This is a genomic window from Labrenzia sp. VG12 (genome assembly GCF_002237595.1).
Lineage (GTDB): Bacteria > Pseudomonadota > Alphaproteobacteria > Rhizobiales > Stappiaceae > Roseibium.
On sequence record NZ_CP022529.1, the window covers coordinates 333,514 to 357,702 of the forward strand.

General features: G+C 61.2%; 22 protein-coding genes. All 22 read left to right on the forward strand.

All coding sequences use genetic code 11. From position 1 onward, the window contains the following. Positions 1-30 precede the first annotated feature (30 nt). Positions 31-978 carry an ABC transporter permease gene (locus CHH27_RS01540; RefSeq protein WP_094070006.1) on the forward strand — a complete coding sequence of 316 codons (948 nt, stop codon included), beginning with the start codon at positions 31-33 and terminating at the stop codon, positions 976-978. Continuing rightward, on the forward strand, positions 978-1,808 hold the full coding sequence (locus CHH27_RS01545) for an ABC transporter permease (protein WP_094070007.1): 831 nt from the start codon (positions 978-980) through the stop codon (positions 1,806-1,808). Before CHH27_RS01540 ends, CHH27_RS01545 begins: the two co-directional genes overlap by 1 nt. Continuing rightward, on the forward strand, positions 1,805-3,394 hold the full coding sequence (locus CHH27_RS01550; RefSeq protein WP_094070008.1) for an ABC transporter ATP-binding protein: 1,590 nt from the start codon (positions 1,805-1,807) through the stop codon (positions 3,392-3,394). Before CHH27_RS01545 ends, CHH27_RS01550 begins: the two co-directional genes overlap by 4 nt. A 13-nt stretch (positions 3,395-3,407) precedes the next feature. Continuing rightward, the gene (locus CHH27_RS01555) at positions 3,408-3,578 is read left to right on the forward strand and encodes a hypothetical protein (RefSeq protein ID WP_157738644.1); all 171 of its coding nucleotides are present in this window, start codon (positions 3,408-3,410) and stop codon (positions 3,576-3,578) included. Positions 3,579-3,588: 10 nt separating this feature from the next. Then, positions 3,589-5,040 carry an aldehyde dehydrogenase family protein gene (locus tag CHH27_RS01560; RefSeq protein WP_094070010.1) on the forward strand — a complete coding sequence of 484 codons (1,452 nt, stop codon included), beginning with the start codon at positions 3,589-3,591 and terminating at the stop codon, positions 5,038-5,040. A gap of 449 nt (positions 5,041-5,489) precedes the next feature. After that, positions 5,490-6,230: an SDR family oxidoreductase gene (locus tag CHH27_RS01565; RefSeq protein ID WP_094070011.1), complete on the forward strand. Its 741-nt coding sequence runs from the start codon at positions 5,490-5,492 to the stop codon at positions 6,228-6,230. Positions 6,231-6,241: 11 nt separating this feature from the next. Next, complete coding sequence (locus tag CHH27_RS01570; protein WP_094070012.1) at positions 6,242-6,628, forward strand: GFA family protein; 387 nt, start codon at positions 6,242-6,244, stop codon at positions 6,626-6,628. 1,237 nt (positions 6,629-7,865) lie between these two features. Next, a complete protein-coding gene (locus CHH27_RS01580; protein WP_094070014.1) occupies positions 7,866-8,786 on the forward strand; it encodes a sugar ABC transporter substrate-binding protein in 921 nt (306 codons plus the stop codon). 80 nt (positions 8,787-8,866) lie between these two features. Further along, positions 8,867-10,432 (forward strand): sugar ABC transporter ATP-binding protein, encoded by a 1,566-nt coding sequence (locus CHH27_RS01585; protein ID WP_094070015.1) that lies wholly within the window; start codon positions 8,867-8,869, stop codon positions 10,430-10,432. Next, positions 10,429-11,427, forward strand: coding sequence for an ABC transporter permease (locus tag CHH27_RS01590; RefSeq protein WP_094070016.1), 999 nt, complete (start codon positions 10,429-10,431; stop codon positions 11,425-11,427). The genes CHH27_RS01585 and CHH27_RS01590 overlap by 4 nt, the downstream gene beginning before the upstream one ends. Continuing rightward, the gene (rbsD, locus tag CHH27_RS01595; protein WP_094070017.1) at positions 11,424-11,834 is read left to right on the forward strand and encodes a D-ribose pyranase; all 411 of its coding nucleotides are present in this window, start codon (positions 11,424-11,426) and stop codon (positions 11,832-11,834) included. Before CHH27_RS01590 ends, rbsD begins: the two co-directional genes overlap by 4 nt. Continuing rightward, positions 11,831-12,757, forward strand: a complete 927-nt coding sequence (locus CHH27_RS01600) for a ribokinase (protein ID WP_094070018.1) — start codon at positions 11,831-11,833, stop codon at positions 12,755-12,757. Before rbsD ends, CHH27_RS01600 begins: the two co-directional genes overlap by 4 nt. A 74-nt stretch (positions 12,758-12,831) precedes the next feature. Then, positions 12,832-13,815, forward strand: a complete 984-nt coding sequence (locus tag CHH27_RS01605) for a LacI family DNA-binding transcriptional regulator (protein ID WP_094070019.1) — start codon at positions 12,832-12,834, stop codon at positions 13,813-13,815. A gap of 73 nt (positions 13,816-13,888) precedes the next feature. Next, positions 13,889-14,497 (forward strand): imm11 family protein, encoded by a 609-nt coding sequence (locus CHH27_RS01610; RefSeq protein ID WP_094070020.1) that lies wholly within the window; start codon positions 13,889-13,891, stop codon positions 14,495-14,497. Between the two features lie 253 nt (positions 14,498-14,750). Continuing rightward, positions 14,751-15,437 (forward strand): hypothetical protein, encoded by a 687-nt coding sequence (locus tag CHH27_RS01615; RefSeq protein ID WP_094070021.1) that lies wholly within the window; start codon positions 14,751-14,753, stop codon positions 15,435-15,437. A gap of 99 nt (positions 15,438-15,536) precedes the next feature. Then, a complete protein-coding gene (locus CHH27_RS01620) occupies positions 15,537-17,831 on the forward strand; it encodes a bifunctional salicylyl-CoA 5-hydroxylase/oxidoreductase (protein ID WP_094074453.1) in 2,295 nt (764 codons plus the stop codon). Then, positions 17,828-18,682, forward strand: coding sequence for an SDR family NAD(P)-dependent oxidoreductase (locus tag CHH27_RS01625; RefSeq protein WP_094070022.1), 855 nt, complete (start codon positions 17,828-17,830; stop codon positions 18,680-18,682). The genes CHH27_RS01620 and CHH27_RS01625 overlap by 4 nt, the downstream gene beginning before the upstream one ends. Continuing rightward, on the forward strand, positions 18,570-19,043 hold the full coding sequence (locus CHH27_RS01630) for a MarR family winged helix-turn-helix transcriptional regulator (protein WP_094070023.1): 474 nt from the start codon (positions 18,570-18,572) through the stop codon (positions 19,041-19,043). Before CHH27_RS01625 ends, CHH27_RS01630 begins: the two co-directional genes overlap by 113 nt. Further along, positions 19,036-19,836 carry an enoyl-CoA hydratase family protein gene (locus tag CHH27_RS01635; RefSeq protein WP_094070024.1) on the forward strand — a complete coding sequence of 267 codons (801 nt, stop codon included), beginning with the start codon at positions 19,036-19,038 and terminating at the stop codon, positions 19,834-19,836. Before CHH27_RS01630 ends, CHH27_RS01635 begins: the two co-directional genes overlap by 8 nt. Further along, a complete protein-coding gene (locus CHH27_RS01640) occupies positions 19,836-20,990 on the forward strand; it encodes an acyl-CoA dehydrogenase family protein (RefSeq protein WP_094070025.1) in 1,155 nt (384 codons plus the stop codon). Before CHH27_RS01635 ends, CHH27_RS01640 begins: the two co-directional genes overlap by 1 nt. A gap of 3 nt (positions 20,991-20,993) precedes the next feature. Then, positions 20,994-22,613, forward strand: coding sequence for an AMP-binding protein (locus CHH27_RS01645; RefSeq protein ID WP_094070026.1), 1,620 nt, complete (start codon positions 20,994-20,996; stop codon positions 22,611-22,613). Positions 22,614-22,744: 131 nt separating this feature from the next. Next, positions 22,745-23,881, forward strand: coding sequence for an ABC transporter substrate-binding protein (locus CHH27_RS01650; RefSeq protein ID WP_094070027.1), 1,137 nt, complete (start codon positions 22,745-22,747; stop codon positions 23,879-23,881). Positions 23,882-24,189 lie beyond the last annotated feature (308 nt).

Consider the following 24,189-nt stretch of genomic DNA (forward strand, 5'->3'; position numbering starts at 1 on the left):
CTGCCTTTGTCGCGGCCACGCGACGCGGTCATGCTGCACTATTTTCTGAAACGTCTCTTGTCGCTGGCCTTGAGCCTTGTCGCGGCGTCCGTGATCATCTTCCTGGCGTTGGAAGTGGTCCCGGGCGATCCGGCTGCCTATATGCTCGGCCTCAATGCGCAGGAAGACACACTTGCAGCCCTGCGTGAGGAACTGGGCCTTAACGGCACGATCCTGCAACGCTATTTGTCCTGGGCTGGCGGTTTGCTGGTCGGTGATTTTGGCACCTCCTACACCTATCGCACCCCGGTATCCGAGATGATTGGCGACCGGCTCTGGGTGTCGCTGCCGCTTGCGCTTTACGCCCTGACCTTAAGCACGCTCATCGCCTTTCCGGCCGGCATCTGGGCGGCCTCGCGGCGCGGCACGGCCGTGGATGCAGGTGTCATGGGTGTCACCCAGCTCGGCGTTGCGATCCCGAATTTCTGGTTCGCCATGCTGATGGTCCTGGTCTTTGCGATCAATCTGCGCTGGTTTTCCGCAGGCGGCTTTCCGGGCTGGGATGCCGGCTTCTTCGCGGGCATGAAAGCGCTGACGCTGCCGGCCATCGCACTGGCCCTGCCGCAGGCCAGCATCCTGACGCGCGTGATGCGCTCCAGCCTGCTCGATACGCTCAGCGAGGATTTCATCCGAACGGCCAGAGCCAAGGGGCTCACCAAGGGCCAGGCGCTTTGGCGCCATGCCGTGCGCAATGCCCTGATCCCGGTGCTGACCATTCTCGGCCTGCAGTTCTCGTTTCTGCTGGCCGGCGCGATCATCATCGAAAACGTATTCTTCCTGCCGGGCCTGGGCCGACTGGTGTTCCAGTCAATCAGCGCGCGCGATCTGATCGTGGTCGAGAGTGTCGTAATGCTGCTGGTCTTCGCGGTGATCCTGGTCAATTTCGCGGTCGACATGGCCTATGCCTGGGTCGACCCGCGCTTGCGCAGGAGACGATGATGAGCGTTTTCCTGCACAGCCGCACGCTGCTGCCCGGCGCGATCCTCACGCTTGTTTTTGCAGGCGCGGCCCTGATCAGTCTGATCTGGGTGCCCTATGACATCACCGTTCTGGAGATTGCCAACCGGATGAAACCGCCCAGCTGGGCGCATCCACTCGGCACCGATCAGTTCGGGCGGGATATCCTGAGCATGATCATGGAAGGCGCACGAACCTCCATCGCCGTTGCGCTGGTCGCCGTGGGCATCGGCATGGTGCTCGGCGTGCCGCTGGGCCTTGCCGCAGCGGCCAGGAAGGGTGGTCTCATGGACGAGGTGATCATGCGCGGCAATGACCTGGTCTTTGCCTTTCCGAGCCTTCTGATTGCCGTCATGATCACGGCCGTCTTCGGGGCATCCGCGCTGAACGCCATCATCGCCATCGGCATCTTCAACATTCCGGTCTTTGCCCGCCTGACCCGGGGCGCGGCACTGTCCCTGTGGAGCCGGGACTACATTCTGGCGGCGCGCGTTGCCGGCAAGGGACCGGCAAGGATCTCGCTGGAGCACATCCTGCCCAATGTCGCCAATCTGCTGATTGTCCAGGGCACGATCCAGTTCTCGCTCGGCATTCTGGCGGAAGCTGGTCTGAGCTATGTCGGGCTTGGTGCACAGCCACCGATTGCCAGCTGGGGCCGCATGCTTGCCGACAGTCAGACGATGATATCGCTAGCGCCCCATCTGGCCCTTTTCCCGGGCCTTGCGATCCTCCTGACCGTTCTGGGCCTCAATCTTCTCGGTGACGGCCTTCGGGATGTTCTCGATCCCAAGCTCAGAAGGGCGCGAACATGAGCCTTCTGAAGATCGACAATCTCTCGCTGTCCATTCACGGTGTACCGATCCTGGAGCGCGTTTCAATGTCACTGGCACCGGGCCGTATTCTGGGTGTCATCGGCGAAAGCGGCTCGGGCAAGTCAATCACCGCGTTCAGCGTCCTGCAGCTTTTGCCCAACGGCACGGAGTGCAGCGGGGACATCGTCCTGAACGGCAAGGACATTCTGGGGCTTACCGAGAAAGAGCTCTGCGCCTTGCGCGGGCGGGAGGTCGGCATGGTGTTCCAGGAGCCGATGACCGCGCTCAATCCGCTGAAGACCATCGGGGCCCAGGTCGCCGAAACAATCCTGATCCATGAAAAGGTGTCCAGGGCCGAGGCGATGGCGCGGGCCGCTGAGGCGTTGCACCGGGCGGAGCTGCCACAGGACAGGTTTCCGCTGTCACGCTATCCGCATGAGCTTTCCGGCGGGCAGCGCCAGCGCGTCGTCATTGCCATGGCGATTGCCTTGAAGCCCCGGCTGCTGATCGCGGACGAGCCGACAACGGCACTGGATGTCACGACCCAGGCGCAGATCCTCGATCTTCTGAAGCGGCTGGTCGCCGAAGACGGCATGGGGCTGATGCTGATTTCGCACGACCTCGCCGTGGTGGCTGATCTCGCGGACGACCTTGTCATCATGAAGGACGGGGAGGTGGTGGAAAGCGGTCCGGCGGACGAGCTCTTCGCTCACATGCAGCATCCCTATTCGAAAGCGCTGCTGGAAGCCTCCGGTCATGTGCCGGAGCGGGCCAGCGAACCCGTCGAGGTACCGCTCCTGGAAGTGAAGGAGGTCGTGCGCGATTATGTCGGTCACACCCATGGCTGGTGGGGCAAGACAACGCATTTCCGGGCGGTCGACAAGGTCAGTTTCACGATCCGCAAGGGGGAGAGCCTCGGGCTTGTCGGCGAGTCCGGTTGTGGCAAGTCCACGCTGACACGAGCCATTCTGGGCCTGGAAGAGGTTCAGTCAGGTGAAATCCTCTTTGACGGACTGCCGGTCTTTACCCATCACCACGCCAATATCGCCGTGCGCCGCCGCATGCATGTGGTGTTCCAGGACCCTTATGGCAGTTTCAATCCGCGCTGGAAGGTCGATCGTCTGGTGACTGAACCGTTCCACCTGCTGGAGACGCCACCACGCGGGAAGGAGCGCGACCTTGCGATCGCCGAAGCGCTGGAAAGCGTCGGGCTGAAGCCCTCTGATGCGGACAAGTACATTCACGAATTTTCCGGCGGGCAGCGCCAGAGGATTGCCATTGCCCGTGCGCTGATCATCAAGCCCGACCTGATCATCCTGGATGAGGCGGTGTCGGCGCTGGATGTGTCTGTCCGGGCCCAGGTGCTCGATTTGCTGGCGGATCTGAGCGGCCGGTTCGGGCTGACCTATCTCTTCATCAGCCATGATTTGAGCGTCGTTCGCTCCATCACCGACCGGGTGCTGGTCATGAAAGCCGGCCAGATCGTCGAGGAAGGCCCGACCGGAGACGTCTTCGATCACCCGTCCCACCCCTATACGAAACAGCTCGTTGCAGCCGCCCCGGTTCTGCCGGCGGATGCGGCCTGAAGGAGAAGCAGACATGTTCAGATCCAAGAGAAAATTAGGCCCAGTGCTGCTGACCATCCTGCTTGCTTGGATCTGGGTCAGTGTCGGTCTGCCTTACGGAAATGACTTCGGGCAACCCGGATACAGTAACAACCACCTGTTCATAGAACTGTTTTTCCCGAAACAGCACACAATGTTTTACTGAGGAGCCACGGATGTCTGAGCTCGATCTCTGGTTCGATCCGGCCAAATGCCTGATCAATGGCACATGGGTTGATCCTCTGGGCGGCGAGGAGCTGCCTCTGACGGATCCCTCGACCGGTGAACGTATCGGCGCGATTGCAAGGGGAGGTGCCGCCGATATTGATGCGGCCGTGGCAGCCGCGGACGCGGCTCTCAAAGGTCCCTGGGGCAAGACATCAGCGGCGGAACGCGGGCGCTTCCTGTTTCGCCTGCAGCAACTGGTATTGGAGAAGGTCGATCATCTGGCAAGGATCGAGGCGATCGACGTCGGCAAACCGCTGAAGCAGGCACGCAATGATGCTGTCGCGCTCGCCCGGTACCTGGAATTCTATGGCGGCGCGGCCGACAAGCTGCATGGCGAAACCATCCCCTATCTCGACGGTTATACGGTGTACACCTTGCGCGAGCCGCATGGCGTCACCGGTCATATCGTGCCCTGGAATTACCCGATGCAGATCATCGGACGCTCGGTCGGGGCCGCATTGGCAACGGGCAATGCCTGTGTGCTGAAACCGGCCGAGGACGCCTGCCTGACGGCGCTCGCCTTTGCCGATCTCGCCCGCCAGGCCGGATTGCCGGACGGTGTCCTGAATGTGGTGCCAGGTCTCGGTGGGGAAGCCGGTGCCGCCCTTTCGGCGCATCCGGGCGTGCACCATGTGTCCTTCACCGGGTCCGTTGCAACCGGCATCCAGGTGCAGATGGCCGCTGCCCGGAATGTGGTGCCGGTCACGCTCGAACTGGGCGGCAAGTCTCCGCAACTGGTGTTTGAGGATGCGGATCTGGAAGCAGCGCTGCCGTTTCTCGTCAATGCGGGCATCCAGAATGCCGGGCAGACCTGCTCGGCGTCCTCGCGCATTCTTGTGCAGCGCTCCCGGGTGGCCGAAGTCACCGAACTGATGGCGGCGCGCTATGGAGCCCTGAAAGTCGGTCCGGCGCTGGCTGATCTCGATGTCGGGCCGCTGATTTCGGCCAGACAGCAGGGCATCGTCTCCAGCTTTCTCGACCGGGGTGCAGATCTTGAAAAGGCGGCGGAGGCAGAACTCAGCGAGACGCCAGCAGGCGGCAGTTATGTGCGCCCGACGCTGTTCGGCAATGTGGCGCCGGATCACGTGCTGGCGAGAGACGAGATCTTTGGCCCGGTCCAGGTGATCATCCCGTTCGATGATGAAGAAGAAGCTGTCGCCATAGCCAACGGCACCGATTATGGCCTGGTGGCCAGCCTCTGGACCCGGGATGGTGCACGCCAGATGCGGCTTGCAAAGCAAATCCGCTCCGGTCAGGTCTTCATCAACAATTACGGCGCCGGCGGCGGCGTCGAGCTGCCGTTCGGTGGCATGGGCAAGTCCGGTCATGGCCGCGAGAAAGGCTTCGAGGCACTCTACGGCTTCACGACCCTGAAGACCGTCGCGGCACTGCACGGGTAGGGACGTCCTGGGGCGGAAACGGAATTAGGAGCGGCATCCACACTCTCGGTTGTCATCCCCGCGAAAGCGGGGACCCAGTAACCTCATGAGGTTGTTTGTGTTTTGGAATTGACGACACGGCGAGCAGGGGGCCGGATCTCCGCTGTGCTTTGTCGGGATGTCAGGTTTGGGGGGAGCTGTGCAGTGGCGGACGGTGATGGACTTTGAAGACCAACGTCTCTGCCGTCATGCCATGGCTTGACCATGGCATCCATGCCGCTTCGGTTCCAACGGCTCCGCCTGAGCGTGTTGATTGGAAATGGCGTGGATTGCCGGGTCGGGCCCGGCAATGACGAAAAACGAATGTGGATTTGAAGGAAACAAACTCAACTGGCTCTCCAGTCCCGGCTCGCGCTTAGCTGCGGCCGAAGTGACGATGAAGAGCGCGGACAAAAGAACGGGAGACAAGGATGAGACTGGACGGAAAACGGGCAATTGTGACCGGCGGGGCCTCCGGATTTGGCGCTGGCATCGTACGCAAGTTCGCTGCCGAAGGGGCTAAGGTGATGGTCGCCGACCTGAACCTGGAACTGGCAGAAGAGATTGCGGCTGAAGTCGGCGGACTGGCGGTCAAAACGGATGTCTCCTGCAATGACAGTGTCGCCCACCTGGCCGATGTTGCCTCTTCGCTTATGGGCAAGGTCGACATCCTGGTCAACAACGCCGGCATCACCCATCTGCCCAAACCGATGCAGGATGTGACAGAGGACGAGTTCGACCGGGTCCTGGCAGTCAATTGCAAGTCGGTCTACCTGACGGCAAGGCATTTCGTGCCGGCCATGTGCGACACGGGCAAGGGCGCGATCCTGAATGTCGCCTCGACGGCCGGTCTCAGCCCCCGTCCGAAGCTCAACTGGTACAATGCCTCCAAGGGCTGGATGATCACGGCCACCAAGACCATGGCCGTCGAACTGGCGCCGTCCGGCGTGCGCGTCAACGCCATTTGCCCGGTTGCCGGGGAGACACCGCTTCTGAAAAGTTTCATGGGCGAGGATACGCCGGAAATGCGCGCCAAGTTCCTTTCCACCATTCCGATTGGCCGGTTCTCGACCCCGGAGGATATGGGCAACGCCGCCTGTTTCCTGTGTTCCGACGAAGCCGGCATGGTCACCGGCGTGGCCATGGAGGTGGATGGTGGACGCTGCATCTAAGGAGAGCGGCCATGATACAATGTGCCGGAGGGTGTCTCTGTGGGAAGGTGCGTTTCATCGCATCGGGCGAGCCCTTGCGTGTCGGTCTTTGCCATTGCCTCGACTGCCGCAAGCACCACGGCGCGCTGTTTCATGCCTCCGCAATCTTTCCGGAGACGGCTGTGACCGTTGAAGGGGAAACGCAAAATTATCAGGGGCGTCATTTCTGCCCGCGTTGTGGTTCTTCGGTCTTTTCCAGGACAGGTGACGAGATGGAACTGCATCTCGGCGCTTTCGACGCCCCCGATCAGTTCCGGCCGACCTATGAGCTTTGGACCATCCGCCGCGAGGCCTGGCTGCCGGAGTTTCCGGAGATGACGCTTTATGATCGGGACCAGGAGGGGGAAGGGCGCGATTAAGGGTGTTTGCCTCCAAGGACCAAGGCCACCCCCACCGATGTCACCCCGGGCGAGCATTGCGAGACCCGGGGCCCACTCGCAAGTCCGCTTGCGCTTGGCAGGAGCTTTGGCGCCGATGCTTTTCAGTCAGCACATTTGCTCCGGAAATGAGTAGGCCCCGGGTCTCGCTTCGCTCGCCCGGGGTGACACCAGGGAGGCGGTGTTTTGCTCGGGTTCAGCGTTTGCCGGTGGTGCGCTGACCTACAGGTTCTGGCTCAGCAACCAGCTGCGCCACATTCGTCCGGAAGGAGAGAAGAGAAGGTGCGGATGTCACCCCGGACAAGCGCAGCGCCGAGCCGGGGCCTACTCGCCTGTCCGCTTGCACTTGGCGAAGCCTTTGACGCAGATGCATTTCCGCCAGCGCATTTGCTCTGGAAATGAGTAGGCCCCGGGTCTCGCTTCGCTCGCCCGGGGTGACACCGGGGGGGCGGCGTTTTGCTCGGGTTCAACTGTCGCCGTCGGGGTTCTGACACCCTGGATCTGGCTCCGCGACCAACTGCGTCCCACTTGTTCGAATCGACGAAAGAGAAGGTGCGGGTGTCACCCCGGACAAGCGCAGCGCCGATCCGGGGCCTACTCACATGTCCGCTTGCGCTTGGCGGGAGCTTTGGCACCGATGCTTTTCAGCCAGCGCATTTGCTCTGGAAATGAGTAGGCCCCGGGTCTCACTTCGCTCGCCCGGGGTGACACCGGGGGGGCGGCGTTTTGCTCGGGTTCAACTGTCGCCGTCGGGGTTCTGACACCCTGGATCTGGCTCCGCGACCAACTGCGTCCCACTTGTTCGAATCGACGAAAGAGAAGGTGCGGGTGTCACCCCGGACAAGCGCAGCGCTGATCCGGGGCCTACTCGCATGTTCGTTTGCGCTTGGCGGGAGCTTTGGCGCCGATGCTTTTCAGCCAGCGCATTTGCTCCGGAAACATGTCTGCCCCAGCGCCTCGCATTGCTCGCTCGGGACGACACTGGGCAGCGGGTAAGCTTGGATTTCGGCATGAACGTTCCTCACTGGATAACTTTTTTGCCGATTAATTTTAGGCGAAAGTCGCTGATTTTGCTGGTCAATTTTCAGGATAAAATGAATGCATTCAAAAAAATGAAACGTTTCATATTGACGGTTTTCAATTCTCGTGCTTTCAATTTGTCAGCCTGATCGCGCCGGAATTCCGGCCCCGAGGGTGCAGCCTTTTTGGGAGGAAAATCATGAAGTTATTTAAAATCGCTGCCGCGGCAGCGACCGGTCTCGCTTTGCTTGGTGGCACCGCTCTGGCCGATGACAAGCCGGTGGTCGGCCTGATCATGAAGTCGCTCGCCAACGAGTTCTTCCAGAACATGATGGTGGGCGCAGAAGCGCACCAGGAAAAGCGTGGCGACTACGTGCTGAAAGCCGTCGGCATGCAGAACGAGACCGACTTTGAATCCCAGATCAACGCGGTCGAGAATTTCATCACCCAGGGTGTCGACGCCATCGTTGTTGCCCCGGCTGACAGCCGCGCCATGGTCCGTCCGCTGAAGAAGGCGATGGAAGCCGGCATCGTGGTCGTCAATTTCGACGTGGCACTCGATGAAGACGCCAAGAAGCAGCAGGGTGTGGATCTGGCCTTTGTCGGTCCGGACAACCGGGGTGGAGCAAAGCTCGCCGGCGATGCGCTCGGCAAGACGCTGGGTGAGGGCGGCAAGGTTGTCATCATTGAAGGCAACCCGGGCGCCGACAATGCCAACCAGCGCCGCATGGGCTTTGAAGACAGCGTTGCCGAGTTCAAGCTCGACCTGCTGGACAGCCGCACGGCCCATTGGGAAACAGAAGAAGCCAACCAGGTCTTCGCCACCATGCTGACCGCCAACCCGGATATCCAGGGTGTGATGGCCGCCAACGACTCCATGGCGATCGGTGTCGTCAAGGCTCTGGAAAGCGCCGGTCGTGACGACATTCTGGTCGTCGGCTTCGACAACATCCCGGCCGTTGGCCCGATGATCGAAGATGGGCGCATGCTTGCCACCGTCGACCAGTTCGGCACCGACATGGCCGCCAATGCCATTGATCTGGCGCTGGAGGTTGTCGCAACCGACAAGGAACTCGAGGGCTGGGTCAAGACCCCGATCGAATTGGTGACGGCAAACTAAGCCCCAACCAAGAGCGCTCCCGTCCGGTCAGCCTGAGGGCGGGAGCAGTTTTCTTTTTCTAGATCACGACAGGACGCATCATGGCAGCCGCCTCGCTTGCCGCAGCGCCCGCAGCTGCGCCGGAAACACCGTTTCTGTCCGTTCTCGGTCTCAAGAAATACTTTGGGGGCGTCAAGGCCCTGGATGGCGTGAGTTTCTCTCTTGAAGAGGGAGAGGTTCACGCACTCGTCGGCGAAAACGGCGCCGGCAAATCCACCCTGATCAAGATCCTCTCCGGTGTCTTTCCCTTCGATGAAGGCGAGGTCACGCTCGCCGGAGCTAGCTACACGCCGGCAACTCCGCATGAGGCCAAGGACCGCGGCGTTCAGGTGGTGCACCAGGAATTCAACCTGCTTGACCACCTGACCATTGCCGAGAACATTTCCATCGAGCACATGCCGACCAACCGGCTTGGCCTGCTCGACCGCAGGGAAATGAACCGGCGGGCACGCCAGGCGCTTGATGCCATCGGCCTCTCCGACATCGACGTCGCCCAGCCGGTCTCCTCGCTCGGTATCGCCCATCGCCAGCTGGTCGAGATTGCCCGGGCCTTGCAGTCGAAGAGCCGGATCCTGATCTTGGACGAGCCGACGGCAACCCTGACCGAGCGCGAGACCAGGCGCCTCTTCGACATTGTCGCCGCCATCAAGGTAGATGGTGTGACCGTCGTTTTCGTGTCGCATCATCTCGATGAAGTCTTTGCCATCTGCGACCGGGTTACGGTCTTCCGCAATGGCAAGACCATCGCGACCGACCTGATTGCGGAGACGACACCGGAAGGCGTTGTCCAGCGCATGGTCGGGCGTCACCTTGGTGCGGAACGGGACGAGCAGGACGTGAAGATGCCAGGCCGATCCGCTCTTAGACTCGACAATCTCCTGACCGGCGCGAACCCGGGCAACACCGGCGTGTCGCTGGACCTGAGGGCAGGGGAAATCGTCGGCATCGCCGGCCTGGTCGGTGCGGGGCGCACGGAAATCCTGCGCGGCATCTTCGGCGTCGACCCGCTGCGGTCCGGCACACTCTATCGCGACGGCCAGGAAGTGCGTTTCAAGGGGCCGCGTGATGCGATTGCCGCCGGGATCGGCTTTGTCACGGAGGATCGCAAGGACGAAGGCCTGATCCTCGACATGCCGATTGCCGCCAACATGTCGCTGGCAAGTCTTGGGGCCGTGTCACGCTCCGGGCTGTTGCAGCTTGCCAGCGAGACCCGCAAGGCGCGCGAGGGCGGGGCGAAACTGAAACTCAAATACGGCAAGACCTCGGACGCCGTTTCCAGCCTGTCCGGGGGCAACCAGCAGAAGGTGGTGCTGGCCAAATGGCTGGCGCGCGGGCCGAAGGTGCTCCTGCTCGATGAACCGACCCGAGGGGTCGATGTCGGCGCCAAGGCGGAGATCTACGGCATCCTGAAGGACCTTGCCCGGGAGGGCGTTGCCCTGCTGGTCGTTTCCTCCGAGATGCCCGAGCTGATGGCCCTGGCCGACCGCATCCTGGTGCTGGCCGAACACGAAATCCAGGGCGAACTCGCCCGCGACCAATTCTCAGAAGAAAACATCCTGAAACTGGCTTACGGGCAGACCGACACGGCCGGGGGAGCACGTCAATGACCACCGAAACCCTTCAGGAAGCCGCGCCGCCGGTCTCCAAATTCTCTATTCGCACCGTCCTGCATAATGCCGGCATCGGTCTCGCGCTGCTGGCGCTGATCCTGTTCTTCTCGCTCTTCACCGAGCATTTCCTGACGCCGAACAACATCACCAACATCCTGACCCAGATCACCATCAACCTGATCCTGGCGGTCGGCATGACTTTCGTCATCCTGATCGGCGGCATCGATCTGTCGGTTGGCTCGGTCATGGCCTTTGCCGCCGTTGTCGCCGGCAAGGCGATCACGCTGCCCGGTTTCGGCCCGGCGGAAGCGATTGCGCTGGCGATTGTCGCGGCGACACTTACCGGTGTTCTTTGCGGGGTCGTCAACGGGGCGATCAGCGCCTATTGGGCGCTGCCGTCCTTCATCATCACGCTCGGCATGCTCAACATTGCCCGGGGCGCCGCGCTACAGGTGTCCGATGCCCAGACCATCTATTCCTTCCCTTACGCGTTCGAGGAATTCGGTTCGGCCATGATCTACGGCGTGCCGGTGGTTTTCCTGGTCGCGCTGGTCCTGGTGTTCATCGCCTGGTTCGTTCTGAACTTCACTGTCTTCGGCCGACTGATCTACGGCATCGGCAACAATGAGGAAGCCGTGCGGCTCGCCGGGCATTCGGTGTTTCGTTACAAGATCGCGGCCTTCACCATTTGCGGCCTGACCGCTGGGATCGCGGCGATCGTCTATATGGCCCGGCTCAACATCTCCAGCCCGATTGCCGGCATCGGCTTTGAACTCAATGCCATTGCCGCGGTGATCATCGGCGGCACCAGTCTCAGCGGCGGCCGGGGCTCGGTGATCGGCACGCTGCTTGGCGCCTTCATCATCGGCGTGCTTGCCAACGGGCTGATCCTGATCGGGCTGAGCGATTTCATGCGCCAGATGATCACCGGCGTCGTCATCATCATCGCCGTCGTGCTTGACTATTACCGCGCAAAATACGCAGCAAAATGAAACGGACCGCACTTCTCAACCGTCACCTGAGCGCACTGGTCGCGTCGCTCGGGCACCTCGACGAGATCATTGTCGCCGATGCTGGCCTGCCCGTGCCGGACGGCGTCACCGTGATCGATCTTGCCGTCTCGCCCGGCGTGCCGCGCCTGCGCGATGTGCTGAATGCTCTGCGCTCGGAACTCACCATCGAACAGGCGATCTGGGCCGCAGAGGCGTCCGACACCGTCTCGGGCGTGATGGAAGCGGAAGTGGAACTCTGGCGGGCGCAAGGCTCCGCCAGGGTGACGACCTTGCAGATCTCGCACGAGGACTTCAAGCAGCGCAGCGCCGGGGCCAGGGCCGTCATCCGCACGGGTGAGGTCACGCCTTATGCCAATCTTCTTCTTGTCAGCGGGGTCACGTTTTGAAGTTCGTCACAGTTGTCGGCAGCATCAATATCGACCTCACCAGCTATCTGGACCGCTGGCCCAAGGTTGGCGAGACCATCGCCGTCCGGGAAACCGTGTCCTCTCTGGGTGGCAAGGGCGCCAATCAGGCTGTCGCCGCCGCGCGTCTCGGCGCCAGGACGGCCTTTGTCGGGGCCATCGGCACGGACGGGTTTGCCCAGCAGGCCGCGATGGAGCTGCGCAGGGAAGGCGTCGGCGCGTTGCTTCAGGAAGTGCCGGACGCGGCAACCGGCCTTGCCTTCATCGATGTTGGACCTGACGGCGGCAACATGATCCGACTTGCCGGAGGCGCCAATCTGAAGCTGGGACCTTCCGATATCCAGAGGCAAAAGGAAGTCCTGCTGGACGCCCAGGTGGTTCTTCTCCAGAACGAAATAGGTCTGGAGGCCTCCTTGCAGGCGGCCCGTCTGGCGCGTTCCGGAGGGGCTCTGGTCATCATGGACCCCGCACCAGCCCCAAGCCCGGCCTGGCCGCGTGACCTGCTGGCAGACTTCGACATCCTGACACCGAATGCCCATGAGGCTGCAGGTCTATTGGGGTGGGAACCGGCAACGCTGGACGAAGGCCGCGAGGCCGCCAGGCAACTGGCTCCCTGTTGTGCGCGCGGTGCCATCATCACCATGGGGGGGACGGGGGTCGCCTGGGCGCTCGATGGCGAGGTGGAGGCGCTGCCGGCTCCCAAGGTCAAGACCATCGACACGGTCGCCGCGGGCGATTGCTTCAACGGGGCGCTCGCGAGACGGCTGAGCCTTGGCGAGAGTTACAGGGACGCCATTGCCTTTGCCATGCGCGCTGCTGCGCTCGCGACGACGCGCAAGGGGGCGGCAGCGTCGCTGCCGAGACTGGACGAGCTGGAAGCGCCGCTTAAGTCGCTGTCCGCCTGAATGAATTCGGCATCTTGATTGCCGCTCCGAGGAATGCTTCAAGGAGTAGGACCTGACTTGGAGACCGCCTGCAGATGCCAACAATCAAAGACGTCGCACGCAAAGCCGGTGTGTCTGTTGGAACTGTCTCGCGCGTTCTCTCCAAGAACGAAACCGTCAAGGAGCCTCTGAAAAAGCGCGTGACCGCGGCGATGGAGGAGCTCAACTACAAGCCCAATCTGGCCGCACGGGCGCTCCGCACCAACTCCATCGAGGTGATCGGCCTGGTGGTGCCGGACATCACCAACCCGTTTTTCGCCCAGCTGGCCAAGAACATCGAAATGGAAGCCGCCAAGCGCGGCCATTCGGTGATGCTGGCGAATTCCCACGACGACCTGGAAGACGAAAGAACCCAGGTCTCCGTGCTGCTCGACCGTTCGGTCTGCGGCGTCATCGTCGTGGCGACTTCCGATGGCGGCCAGAGCCACAAGGCCGATGTGCCGATTGTCTCCCTCGACCGCCGCTTCGGCGCCTATCCGCTGGTTGCGACCGATCATTTTGACGGCTCGCAGAAGATTGCCGATCATCTCGTGGGGCTTGGGCACAGACGGATTGCCTATATTGCCGGCCCGCAATCGATGGAGGTTGCCCGCCAGCGCCGGGAGGGGTTTGTCGCGCGGATCGAGGCGCTCTCAACAGCTGAAGACCCGATCCGGCTTGAGGTGCGGGAAGGCCAGTTCGACTATGACAGCGGCGAGGAGATCGGCCGAACGCTCCTGAAAGACGTTCCGCCCGGCAGCCGCCCCACCGCCATTGCCGCGGCTAGTGACCAGCAGGCGATCGGTGTCCTGCGCTGCGCCCGCGACCTCAAGCTGGAGGTTCCGAAAGACCTCTCCGTCACCGGCTTCGACGACATCACGCTCGCCTCCCTTGTCGTCCCCCGCCTGACCACCTTGCGCCAGCCGATTGAACGGCTCGCGGGCGCTGCCGTGGAACGGATCTTTGCCAGGGGCGCGGTGGCGCAGGATGAGGCGATTGGTGGAGAGGTCATCGAGCGGGAGTCGACGGCGGCAATTTAGACTCAGAGCGGCTTATGCCGGGTTGGTCATTAGCTCATTGATAGAAAGTTAGTTTTGATTTTGGGAGGGACTGGTGTCTCACTGTTCAGTTTGGGCAATTGGTTTTGATGAAGTTGCTGGCTACCACATTGAAAGAGACTATCTTGATGGTGATGTCGACAAGATTGAATATGTCGATACGACCCCGGATCCTGGCATCAACCCATTGTTTGAACCCGGAGATCTCTACGCAGGGCGTCCCGTAAAACCTGACTTCGTTCCGACGAGGATGGTCTGGAAAAACAAAGAAGTTCCTCCCTATGACTTTTTCAGGGGCAGGGGGCTTATTGTGGTCAGTGATGCTTTTAAAGAAACAGTGGAGCGGCACGAGCCGGGTGTCCATCAGTTCTTCCCAATAGAGGTGATGTCTGAAGATGGTCAAAAAATCGGGCAGGTATACTTCTTTAATATTTGTAACCGGCTTGATTCAGTAGACCCTAATAATTCTACGGCAAAAAAAGGGAAGTTACTTTGGGATACGCTGTCCGGAAAGATGGTCTTTTCAAAGAGCGTCATCGGGGAGCGCCATGCATGGGTGGATAAATATGCGTCAAGCGGTCGGTTCCTATCAAACGCCGTGAAGGAAGATGTCGTATCTGCCGGATTGACCGGGATTATGTTGCACGCGTATTCATTGATGTAGATATTTTAAACGCGCTGTCCTGCATATCTGATTGAATTTTTAGGTAAATTTCAGCAGTGGAAACTACCTCGTCGTCCTCCGCCTGACCACATTGCGCTAGCCCGTCGAACAGCTCGCGGCGGCTGTCGTGGCACAGATCTTTGCCAGAGGCGCAGTGGCGCAGGATGAGGCGATTGGGGGAGAAGTGATCGTACGGGAAACGACAGCGACAATTTGAGAAATTGAGTTTGCAATCGTTCAATTGGCAAATGACATGACAAACAACAGCGAGATTTGGGTCAGCAGCGCCCAGACGAACGGGGTGCTCAGCAACAAGCTCGGCATTCGTGCAAAGTATTTCGGGCAGGACTGGGAACCCCCGACCCATATCGTTCCGCGAAAACCCGGCAGTATTTCCGAAAACATGAGGCGCCAGGTACGTGGCGAAGTATTGCAGCGAGAAGACTTGCCGGAAGCCTGCTATGTCTTTGATGAGAAGCGCTTCAAACAGTGCAAGGATTTTTTCTTCCTGGGCGGATTTGCTGCCGTCAAGGGACGTCTGGCGGAGGTGCTTCTGGATGCGGATCTAGGCGCCGGAAAAATGGTCCAGATACCGGTTTTTGAAGAAGATAAGGTGACGGAACTGCCGGGGCCTTACTACGTGCTCAATTTTGTGGCTCGCGATGGCATGTTCCTGCCTGCAGAAACTCGGGCCCTCCATTCGATCCTGACCATGAAAGAGGACGGGTGCGATCTTTGGAAAACTTACTCCGAAACGGATGGAGACATAGCCGTGGCCGCGGCGGCGCTGGATAGTGGACCGGATATCTGGGTCGATCCGAGGCTTAAATATGAAATTTTCCTGAGCGGTTCCCTCGTCAAAGCCATTCAGCAGGCAAAGATCAAGGAAGGCTATTTGCGACTGCGTCGCTGCCGGATCGTGGAGGAGGACCCACAATAGGTCAGCCTCTCTGACCATATATTTCAAACTTAAAACTTTAAGCTTGAAATAAAATTCTCCCTGTGGTTCGCTGAAGACAACGCAGCCATGGAGGAACACATGCGGATTGCCTGTCTCGGGGGAGGACCAGCCGGTCTCTACTTCGCCATCTCGATGAAGCTGCGCGATCCTGGGCACGAGATCGACGTGATCGAGCGCAACCGGCCGGACGACACGTTCGGCTGGGGCGTGGTGCTCTCCGACGAGACCTTGCAGAACCTGGCTGAAAACGATCCGGTCAGCGCCAAGGCGATCGGCGAGAACTTTGCCTATTGGGACGACATTGCGCTTCACCTGCGCGGCGAACGGCTGGTTTCCACCGGCCACGGGTTCTGCGGCATTGGCCGCATGAAGCTGCTTCTGCTGCTGCAGGACCGCGCCCGCGAACTCGGCATCAATCTGAAGTTCGAGACCGAAGTCGAGAGCGCCGAAGACTATCGCAAGGACTACGATCTGGTGGTGGCCAGCGACGGGCTGAACTCCAGAACCCGGACGCTCTATCAGGACACCTTCAAGCCGGATATCGACCAGCGGCTCTGCCAGTTCGTCTGGCTCGGCACGCACCAGAAATTCGCGGACGCCTTCACCTTCATCTTCGAGGAAACCGAGCATGGCTGGGTCTGGGCCCACGCCTATCAGTTCGACGACGAAACGGCGACCTTCATTGTCGAATGCGATCAGGAAACGTTTGACGCCTTCGGCTTTGGCGAGATGAGCCAGGAAGACAGCATCCGCACCTGCGAGGAGATTTTCAAGGACCATCTTGGCGGACATCCGCTGATGACCAACGCCAAACACATTCGCGGCTCCGCCTGGATCCGCTTTCCGCGGGTCCTTTGCGAGAAATGGAGCCACGAGAACGTGGTCCTGCTTGGCGACGCCGCCGCGACAGCGCATTTTTCCATCGGCTCGGGCACCAAGCTGGCCTTTGAATCGGCCATCGCGCTTGCCGAATATCTGCATACCGAACCGGATATGGCCGCGGCCTTCAAGCGTTACGAGGAAGACCGGCGCCTGGAAGTGCTGCGCCTGCAATCCGCCGCGCGCAACTCGCTGGAATGGTTCGAGCACGTCAAACGCTATCTGCATCTCGACCCGGTGCAGTTCAACTATTCCATGCTGACCCGCTCCCAGCGGATCAGCCATGAAAACCTGCGCCTGCGCGACCCGAAATGGCTGGAATCGGCCGAGCGCTGGTTCATGGATCAGGCCGGCGTCTCACTGAATGCACCTGTGCGCTCGCCGATGTTCACCCCGTTCAAGCTGCGCGGGCTGGAGCTCAAAAACCGCATCGTCGTCTCGCCGATGGCCCAGTACAAGGCCGTTGATGGGGCTCCGACCGACTGGCACCTGATCCATTATGGCGAGCGCGCCAAGGGCGGGGCAGGGCTTGTCTACGTGGAAATGACCTGCGTCAGCGCTGAAGGACGGATCACACCGGGATGTCCGGGCCTTTATGCGCCCGAGCATGAAACGGCCTGGAAACGGCTGACCGATTTTGTCCATGCCGAGACCGACGCGAAGATCTGCTGCCAGATCGGCCATTCCGGCCGCAAGGGCTCCACGAGGATCGGTTGGGAAGGCATGGACCAGCCGCTGGAAAGCGGCAACTGGGAGCTGGTCTCCGCCTCCGCCATTCCCTGGTCTGACGGCAATGCGACACCGCGCGAGATCACCCTCACCGAGATGGACGAGATCAAGGCCGAGTTCGTTTCCGCAGCCGAGATGGCAGGCCGGGCCGGCTTCGACATGATCGAGCTCCATGCCGCCCACGGCTACCTGCTGTCCTCCTTCATTTCACCGGTTTCCAACGTGCGGACCGATGATTATGGCGGATCGCTGGAAAACCGCATGCGCTGGCCGTTGGACGTCTTCAGGGCCATGCGCGCTGTCTGGCCGGAGGACAAGCCCATGTCCGTGCGTATCTCCGCCTGCGACTGGGTGGGTGAGGAAGGCGTGACACCGGACGATGCGGTCGAGATCGCCCGGATGTTCCGCGCCGCGGGTGTCGATCTGGTGGATGTCTCCGCAGGTCAGACCACGCCCAAGGCCAGGCCCGTCTATGGACGGATGTTCCAGACACCGTTCTCCGACCGGATCCGCAACGAGGGCGGTTTGCCGACCATGGCTGTCGGCAACATCTACGAGGCCGATCACGCCAACTCGATCCTGATGGCGGGCCGCGCCGATCTGGTCGCTGTCGGCCGTCCGCATCTGGCCGATCCCTACTGGACCTTCCATGAGGGCGCCAAGATCGGCGACCGCAACGCGGCCGATTGGCCGAAGCCCTATCTTGCCGGCCGCGACCAGCTCTGGCGCCTGGCAGACCGGGAAGCGGAGATGCTGAAAGTATGAGTGTCTCGGGCCGACATGTCGTGGTGACAGGCGGAGGCAGCGGTGTTGGCGCCGCCTGTGCCCATCGCTTTCGAGAGGCCGGTGCAACGGTGACGATCCTGGGGCGCACCGAAGCAAAACTGGCAGAGCAGAAACTGGCCTATCAGGTCTGCGACGTCACGGATGCCGGTGCCGTCAAGGCCGCTTTCGAAGCGGCCAAGGCAAAAAACGGGGCCATCGACGTGGTGGTGGCAAATGCCGGTGCCGTTGAAAGCAAGCCGTTCCTGAAAACGACTCCGGACGATCTTCAGTCCATGCTGGCGGTCAATCTGCTCGGAACGTCGAATGTCTGGCAGGCGGCCTTGCCGGACATGAAGGCAAATGGCTGGGGCCGCATGATCGCCATCGCCTCCACGGCGGGCCTGCGGGGGTATCCTTATGTCAGTGGCTATTGCGCAGCCAAACATGCGGTGGTCGGCCTGACCCGGTCACTGGCGCGCGAACTTGCCAAAACGGGCATCACGGTGAACGCCATCTGTCCGGGCTTTGTCGAGACGCCGATGCTGCAGCGCTCGATCGACACGATCGTCGAAAAGACCGGTATGAGCGCGGAAGCCGCCGCCGACACGCTGAAGGCGGACAATCCGCAAGGGCGGTTCATTCAGGTTTCCGAAGTTGCCGAAACGGCGCTTTATCTCTGTTCAGACGGTGCCGTGTCGGTGAACGGCCATGCACTGACACTTGCCGGGGGGAGCTGTGATGTCGGATCAATCGCAGGACCAGCTTTCCAAGGCGCGGCTTCGTCTCTGGCTGAAGCTCCTGAAATCGGTCAACGGCATCGAGGCGGAGATCCGGCGCAACCTGCGCGATGATCACGGCACTACGCTGCCGCGCTTTGATGTCATGTCGGCGCTGGCCCGGTTTCCGGAGGGCCTGAAAATGTCGGACCTCTCCACGTTCCTGAAGGTTTCCAACGGCAATGTCACCGGCATCGTCGACAAGTTGACGGAAGAGGGACTGGCCGAACGGGTTGCCGTACCGGGCGATCGGCGGGCGCAACAGGCCCGGCTGACCGACAAGGGCAGGGCGGCCTTCGAGGAACTCGCCAACCATCACGAAACCTGGATCAACGACCTTTTGGACGGCTGGTCGCCGGACGACATCGACACGGTGTCGGCGCGCCTTGATGCCGTTCTCAACCGAAACAGCCACGAGGACAGCGGCCATGCGTGACGACGTATCGCATTTCAAATGTGACATCAAAGATGGCATCGCCCGCATCGCGCTGGACCGGCCGGAGCGCAAGAACCCGCTGACGTTCGAAAGCTATGCCGAGCTGCGCGACTGGTTCCGCGACCTTGTCTATGCCGACGACGTTCATGCCGTGGTGATCCTGCCCAATGGCGGCAATTTCTCCTCCGGCGGTGACGTTCATGACATCATCGGGCCGCTGACGAAGATGAATATGAAGGAGCTGCTCGCCTTTACCCGCATGACCGGTGATCTCGTCAAGGCGATGCTGAATTGCGGCAAGCCGATCATCTCCGCGGTCGACGGAATTTGTGCCGGTGCCGGGGCGATCATGGCCATGGCGTCCGACCTGCGTGTGGCAACGCCTGAGGTCAAGGTGGCCTTCCTGTTCAACCGGGTTGGTCTCGCCGGATGCGACATGGGCGCTTGCGCGATCTTGCCGCGCATCATCGGGCAGGGACGGGCGGCAGAGCTGCTTTATCTCGGCCGGTCGATGAAGGCCGAGGAAGGCCATGCCTGGGGCTTTTTCAATGCGCTGGCACCCGCGGACGCTCTGGAAAAAGCGGCGCTCCAGATGGCCGAACGCATCGTCGCCGGTCCGACCTTCGCCAATTCCATGACCAAGACCATGCTGGCCCAGGAATGGTCGATGAGCCTGGAACAGGCCATCGAGGCCGAAGCCCAGGCTCAGGCGATCTGCATGCAGGGCAATGACTTCCGCCGGGCCTATGAGGCCTTTGTCAAAAAAGAAAAACCGGTCTTCGAGGGCGACTGATGTCAGACAAGACCTTCCTGCAATGGCCGTTTTTTGAAGACAGGCACCGTATCCTGTCCGAGGAACTGGAAAACTGGGCGGATGCCCATCTCGCCGATGTGGATCACGCCGATACGGATGCCGCTTGCAGAGAGCTGGTGACGGCGCTTGGCAAGGGCGGATTTCTGCAGCATTCAGGGGCGCCGGACGGCAAGCTGGATGTGCGCAGCCTGTGCCTGATCCGGGAGACCCTGGCCCGCCACGACGGTCTCGCCGACTTTGCCTTTGCCATGCAGGGGCTCGGCACCGGCGCGATTTCCCTCTTCGGCACGGACGCCCAGAAAGCGGACTGGTTGCCAAGGACCCGGTCGGGCGAGGCGATTTCCGCCTTTGCCTTGACCGAACCGCAATCCGGCTCGGACGTCGCCAATTCCAACATGACGGCGACCCTCGACGGCGATGCCTATGTGCTGGACGGCGAAAAGACCTGGATTTCCAACGGCGGTATCGCCGATGTCTATACGCTCTTCGCCCGCACCGGCGAAGCGCCCGGCGCCAGGGGGCTTTCCGCCTTTATCGTGACGCCGGAGCTGAAGGGCTTTGAGGTTGTCGAGCGTCTGGAAACGATTGCGCCGCATCCCCTGGCAACGCTGCGCTTTTCGGGGTGCCGCGTGCCGAAGGCAAACCTCATCGGGAAGCCCGGCGCCGGTTTCAAGATTGCCATGTCCGTGCTCGACATCTTCCGCTCGACGGTTGCAGCCGCAGCACTCGGGTTTGCAAGGCGGGCGCTGGACGAGGCGCTTTCCCGCGTGGTGACCCGCAAGATCCAGGGTGCGCCGCTGTTTGACCTGCAGCTGGTGCAGGGGCATATCGCGGATATGGCGCTCGATGTCGACGCCGCAGCCCTGCTGATCTACCGCGCAGCCTGGACCAAAGATAGCGGCGCCCCGCGGGTGACCCGCGAAGCGGCCATGGCCAAGCTTTTTGCCACCGATCAGGCGCAACAGATCATCGACAAGGCCGTGCAACTGCACGGCGGCGATGGTGTGCGCTCGGGCACGGCAGTCGAAAAACTCTATCGCGAGATCCGGGCCCTGCGCATCTATGAGGGTGCCTCGGACGTTCAGAAAATCATCATCGCGCGCCAGGCTCTCGGCGCCTTTCAGGGAGACTGATCCATGCTTGGTCCTTCCGCACATGTCGACACTTTCACCCGGGATAACCTTCCGCCCGAAGACCAGTGCCCGGATTTCCTGCTGAAGGACTTCCAGTACCCGGAACGGCTGAACGCCGCGGTCGAGCTCACCGACAAGATGGTCGAACAGGGTTTCGGCGATCACACCGCCCTGATTGGCAATGGCCGCCGCCGCACCTACAAGGAACTGGCCGACTGGACCAACCGGCTGGCGCATGCGCTTTCCGAAGATCTTGGTGTCAAACCCGGCAACCGGGTGCTGATCCGCTCGGCCAACAACCCGGCGATGGTGGCTTGCTGGCTGGCGGCGACTAAGGCCGGCGCGGTTGTCGTCAACACCATGCCGATGCTGAGGGCCGGTGAGCTTTCCAAGATCGTCGACAAGGCGGAGATTGAGTTTGCGCTCTGCGACACCCGCCTGATGGACGAAATGGTCGCCTGTGCGAAAACGTCGACCTTCCTGAAGAAAGTTGTCGGTTTTGACGGCACCTCCAACCACGATGCGGAACTGGATCGGCTGGCACTGGAAAAATCCGTGCTTTATGACGCCGTGCCGACAGGCCGCGACGATGTCGCGCTGTTGGGTTTTACCTCCGGCTCGACGGGGACACCCAAGGCAACGATGCATTTCCACCGGGATCTTCTGATCATCGCCGATGGCTATGCCAGGGAAGTGCTGGGGGTGACGCCGGAAGATGTTTTTGTCGGCTCCCCGCCGCTCGCCTTCACCTTCGGTCTCGGCGGTCTTGCGATTTTCCCGCTGCGTTTCGGTGCGGCCGCGACGCTTCTGGAAGCCGCGACGCCGCCGAACATGATCGAGATCATCGAGAAGTACAAGGCAACGGTTTGCTTTACCGCGCCGACCGCTTACCGGGTCATGCTGCAGGCCATGGAAGACGGCGCAGACCTGTCCTCGCTGCGGGCGGCCGTCTCGGCGGGCGAGACCCTGCCGGCACCTGTCTATGAGGCCTGGATGGAAAAGACCGGCAAACCGATGCTCGACGGCATTGGTGCCACCGAGATGCTGCACATCTTCATCTCCAACCGGTTTGGCGATCACAAACCGGCCTGCACCGGCAAGCCGGTCGGCGGTTATGAGGTCAAGATCATTGATCCGACCGGCGCACCGGTGGCTCCGGGTGAGGTTGGCCGGCTGGCTGTGCGTGGCCCGACCGGTTGCCGCTACCTCGCCGACGACCGTCAGCAGGGATATGTCATCGACGGCTGGAACATCACCGGTGACAGCTTTTCCATGAGCGAGGACGGTCACCTTCATTTCGCGGCCCGCAACGACGACATGATCATTTCCGCCGGCTACAACATAGCCGGTCCGGAAGTGGAAGCGGCCCTGCTGGCGCATCCGGCAATCCAGGAATGCGCCGTCATCGGTGTGCCGGACGAGGATCGCGGCTCCATCGTGCAGGCACACGTGGTCGTCGCCGAGGGAATCGAAATCTCAGAAGAGCTCGTCAAAGCGTTGAAAGATCACGTCAAAGCGACGATCGCGCCTTACAAATATCCGCGGTCGATCATCTTCGAAGACACCCTGCCGAAAACTGAAACCGGCAAGATCCAGCGGTTCCGGCTCAGACCGGACGCTTGAGCGGACAATCCTGTTTGGGCCGGGATTATTACAATAAAACAAGCCCTTGGCCGACCAGGCTCACAAAAAGAAGCATGGCGGCAACCTAATACCACCGGGAACAGCAGTCTTAAGACCAAGAGGAACAGCAGATGAAATTCACCACAATGGCAGCCGCCGCCGCACTTGCGGTCGGTCTCTCGACAGCCCAGGCCGAACCGGTCAAGGTCGGCATGATCACCACGCTGTCCGGCGGCGGTGCGGGCCTCGGCATCGACGTGCGGGACGGGTTCATGCTGGCGGTCAAACAGGCCGGCAACGAAGACCTCGAGGTCGTCATCGAAGACGATCAGCGCAAGCCGGACATTGCCGTCCAGCTCGCCGACAAGATGATCCAGTCGGAGAAGGTCGATGTGCTCACCGGCATCATCTGGTCGAACCTCGCCATGGCCGTGATCCCGGCCGCGACCGCTCAGGGGAAATTCTACCTGTCGCCAAATGCCGGCCCGTCCGTCCTGGCTGGCAAGGGCTGTCATCCGAACTATTTCAACGTCGCCTGGCAGAACGACAATCTGCATGAGGCCGCCGGTGCCTACGCCAACTTTGAAGGGCTGAAAAACAGCTTCATCCTGGCGCCGAACTATCCGGCCGGCAAGGATGCGCTCACCGGCTACAAGCGCACCTACCAGGGCGATGTCGCTGGCGAGATCTACACCAAACTGGGGCAGACCGACTATGCCGCCGAAATCGCGCAGATCCGGGCATCCGGCGCGGACAGCGTGTATTTCTTCCTGCCGGGCGGCATGGGCATTTCCTTCCTGAAGCAATACAAGGATTCAGGTGTCGACCTGCCGGTGGTCGGTCCGGCCTTCTCCTTTGACCAGGGCATCCTCCAGGCCGTCGGTGATGCCGCGCTCGGCGTGAAAAACACCAGCCAGTGGAACAAGGACATCGAGGCCCCGGCAAACAAAGCTTTCGTTGAATCCTTCCAGGCCGAATATGGCCGCCTGCCGTCGCTCTATGCCTCCCAGGGCTTTGACACCGCAAACCTGTTGCTGTCCGCCATGGCCAAGGCCGATGTGAAAGATGCCGATGCCTTCCGCGCCGCCCTTCTGGAAGCGGATTTCGCTTCCACACGCGGCAATTTCAAGTTCGGTCCGAACCACCACCCGATCCAGGACATCTATGTCCGTGAAGTGATCAAGGAGGGTGACGTCTACACCAACAAGATCATCGGCAAGGCGCTGACCAGCCACGCCGATGCCTACTGGTCCGAGTGCAACATGTAAGGTAAGCACCACAGTTCGGCGCGGCGAATCCGCCGTGCCGAACAATGGGGCGGGGCAAGAGCATTGTTTGTGAATGTTGGCGTATTTGATGAAGATATGCGGCGCACTCGGCAAGGCGCGTCGCGCAGCGCGATGTGGTTCATCGGGCAAGTGGCGCAACGCAGCCGATGGGCCGCATATCTTCACCACGCTCAAGGCACACTCGGCTTGCCGGCTCCAATAAATAGGCAGGGCGAATTTGCCCTCTGGCGTCGTTGGCCAGCCCTTGTGGTGGTGCCACCACTACGGGCAGTCCGCCTCGTCAGCGA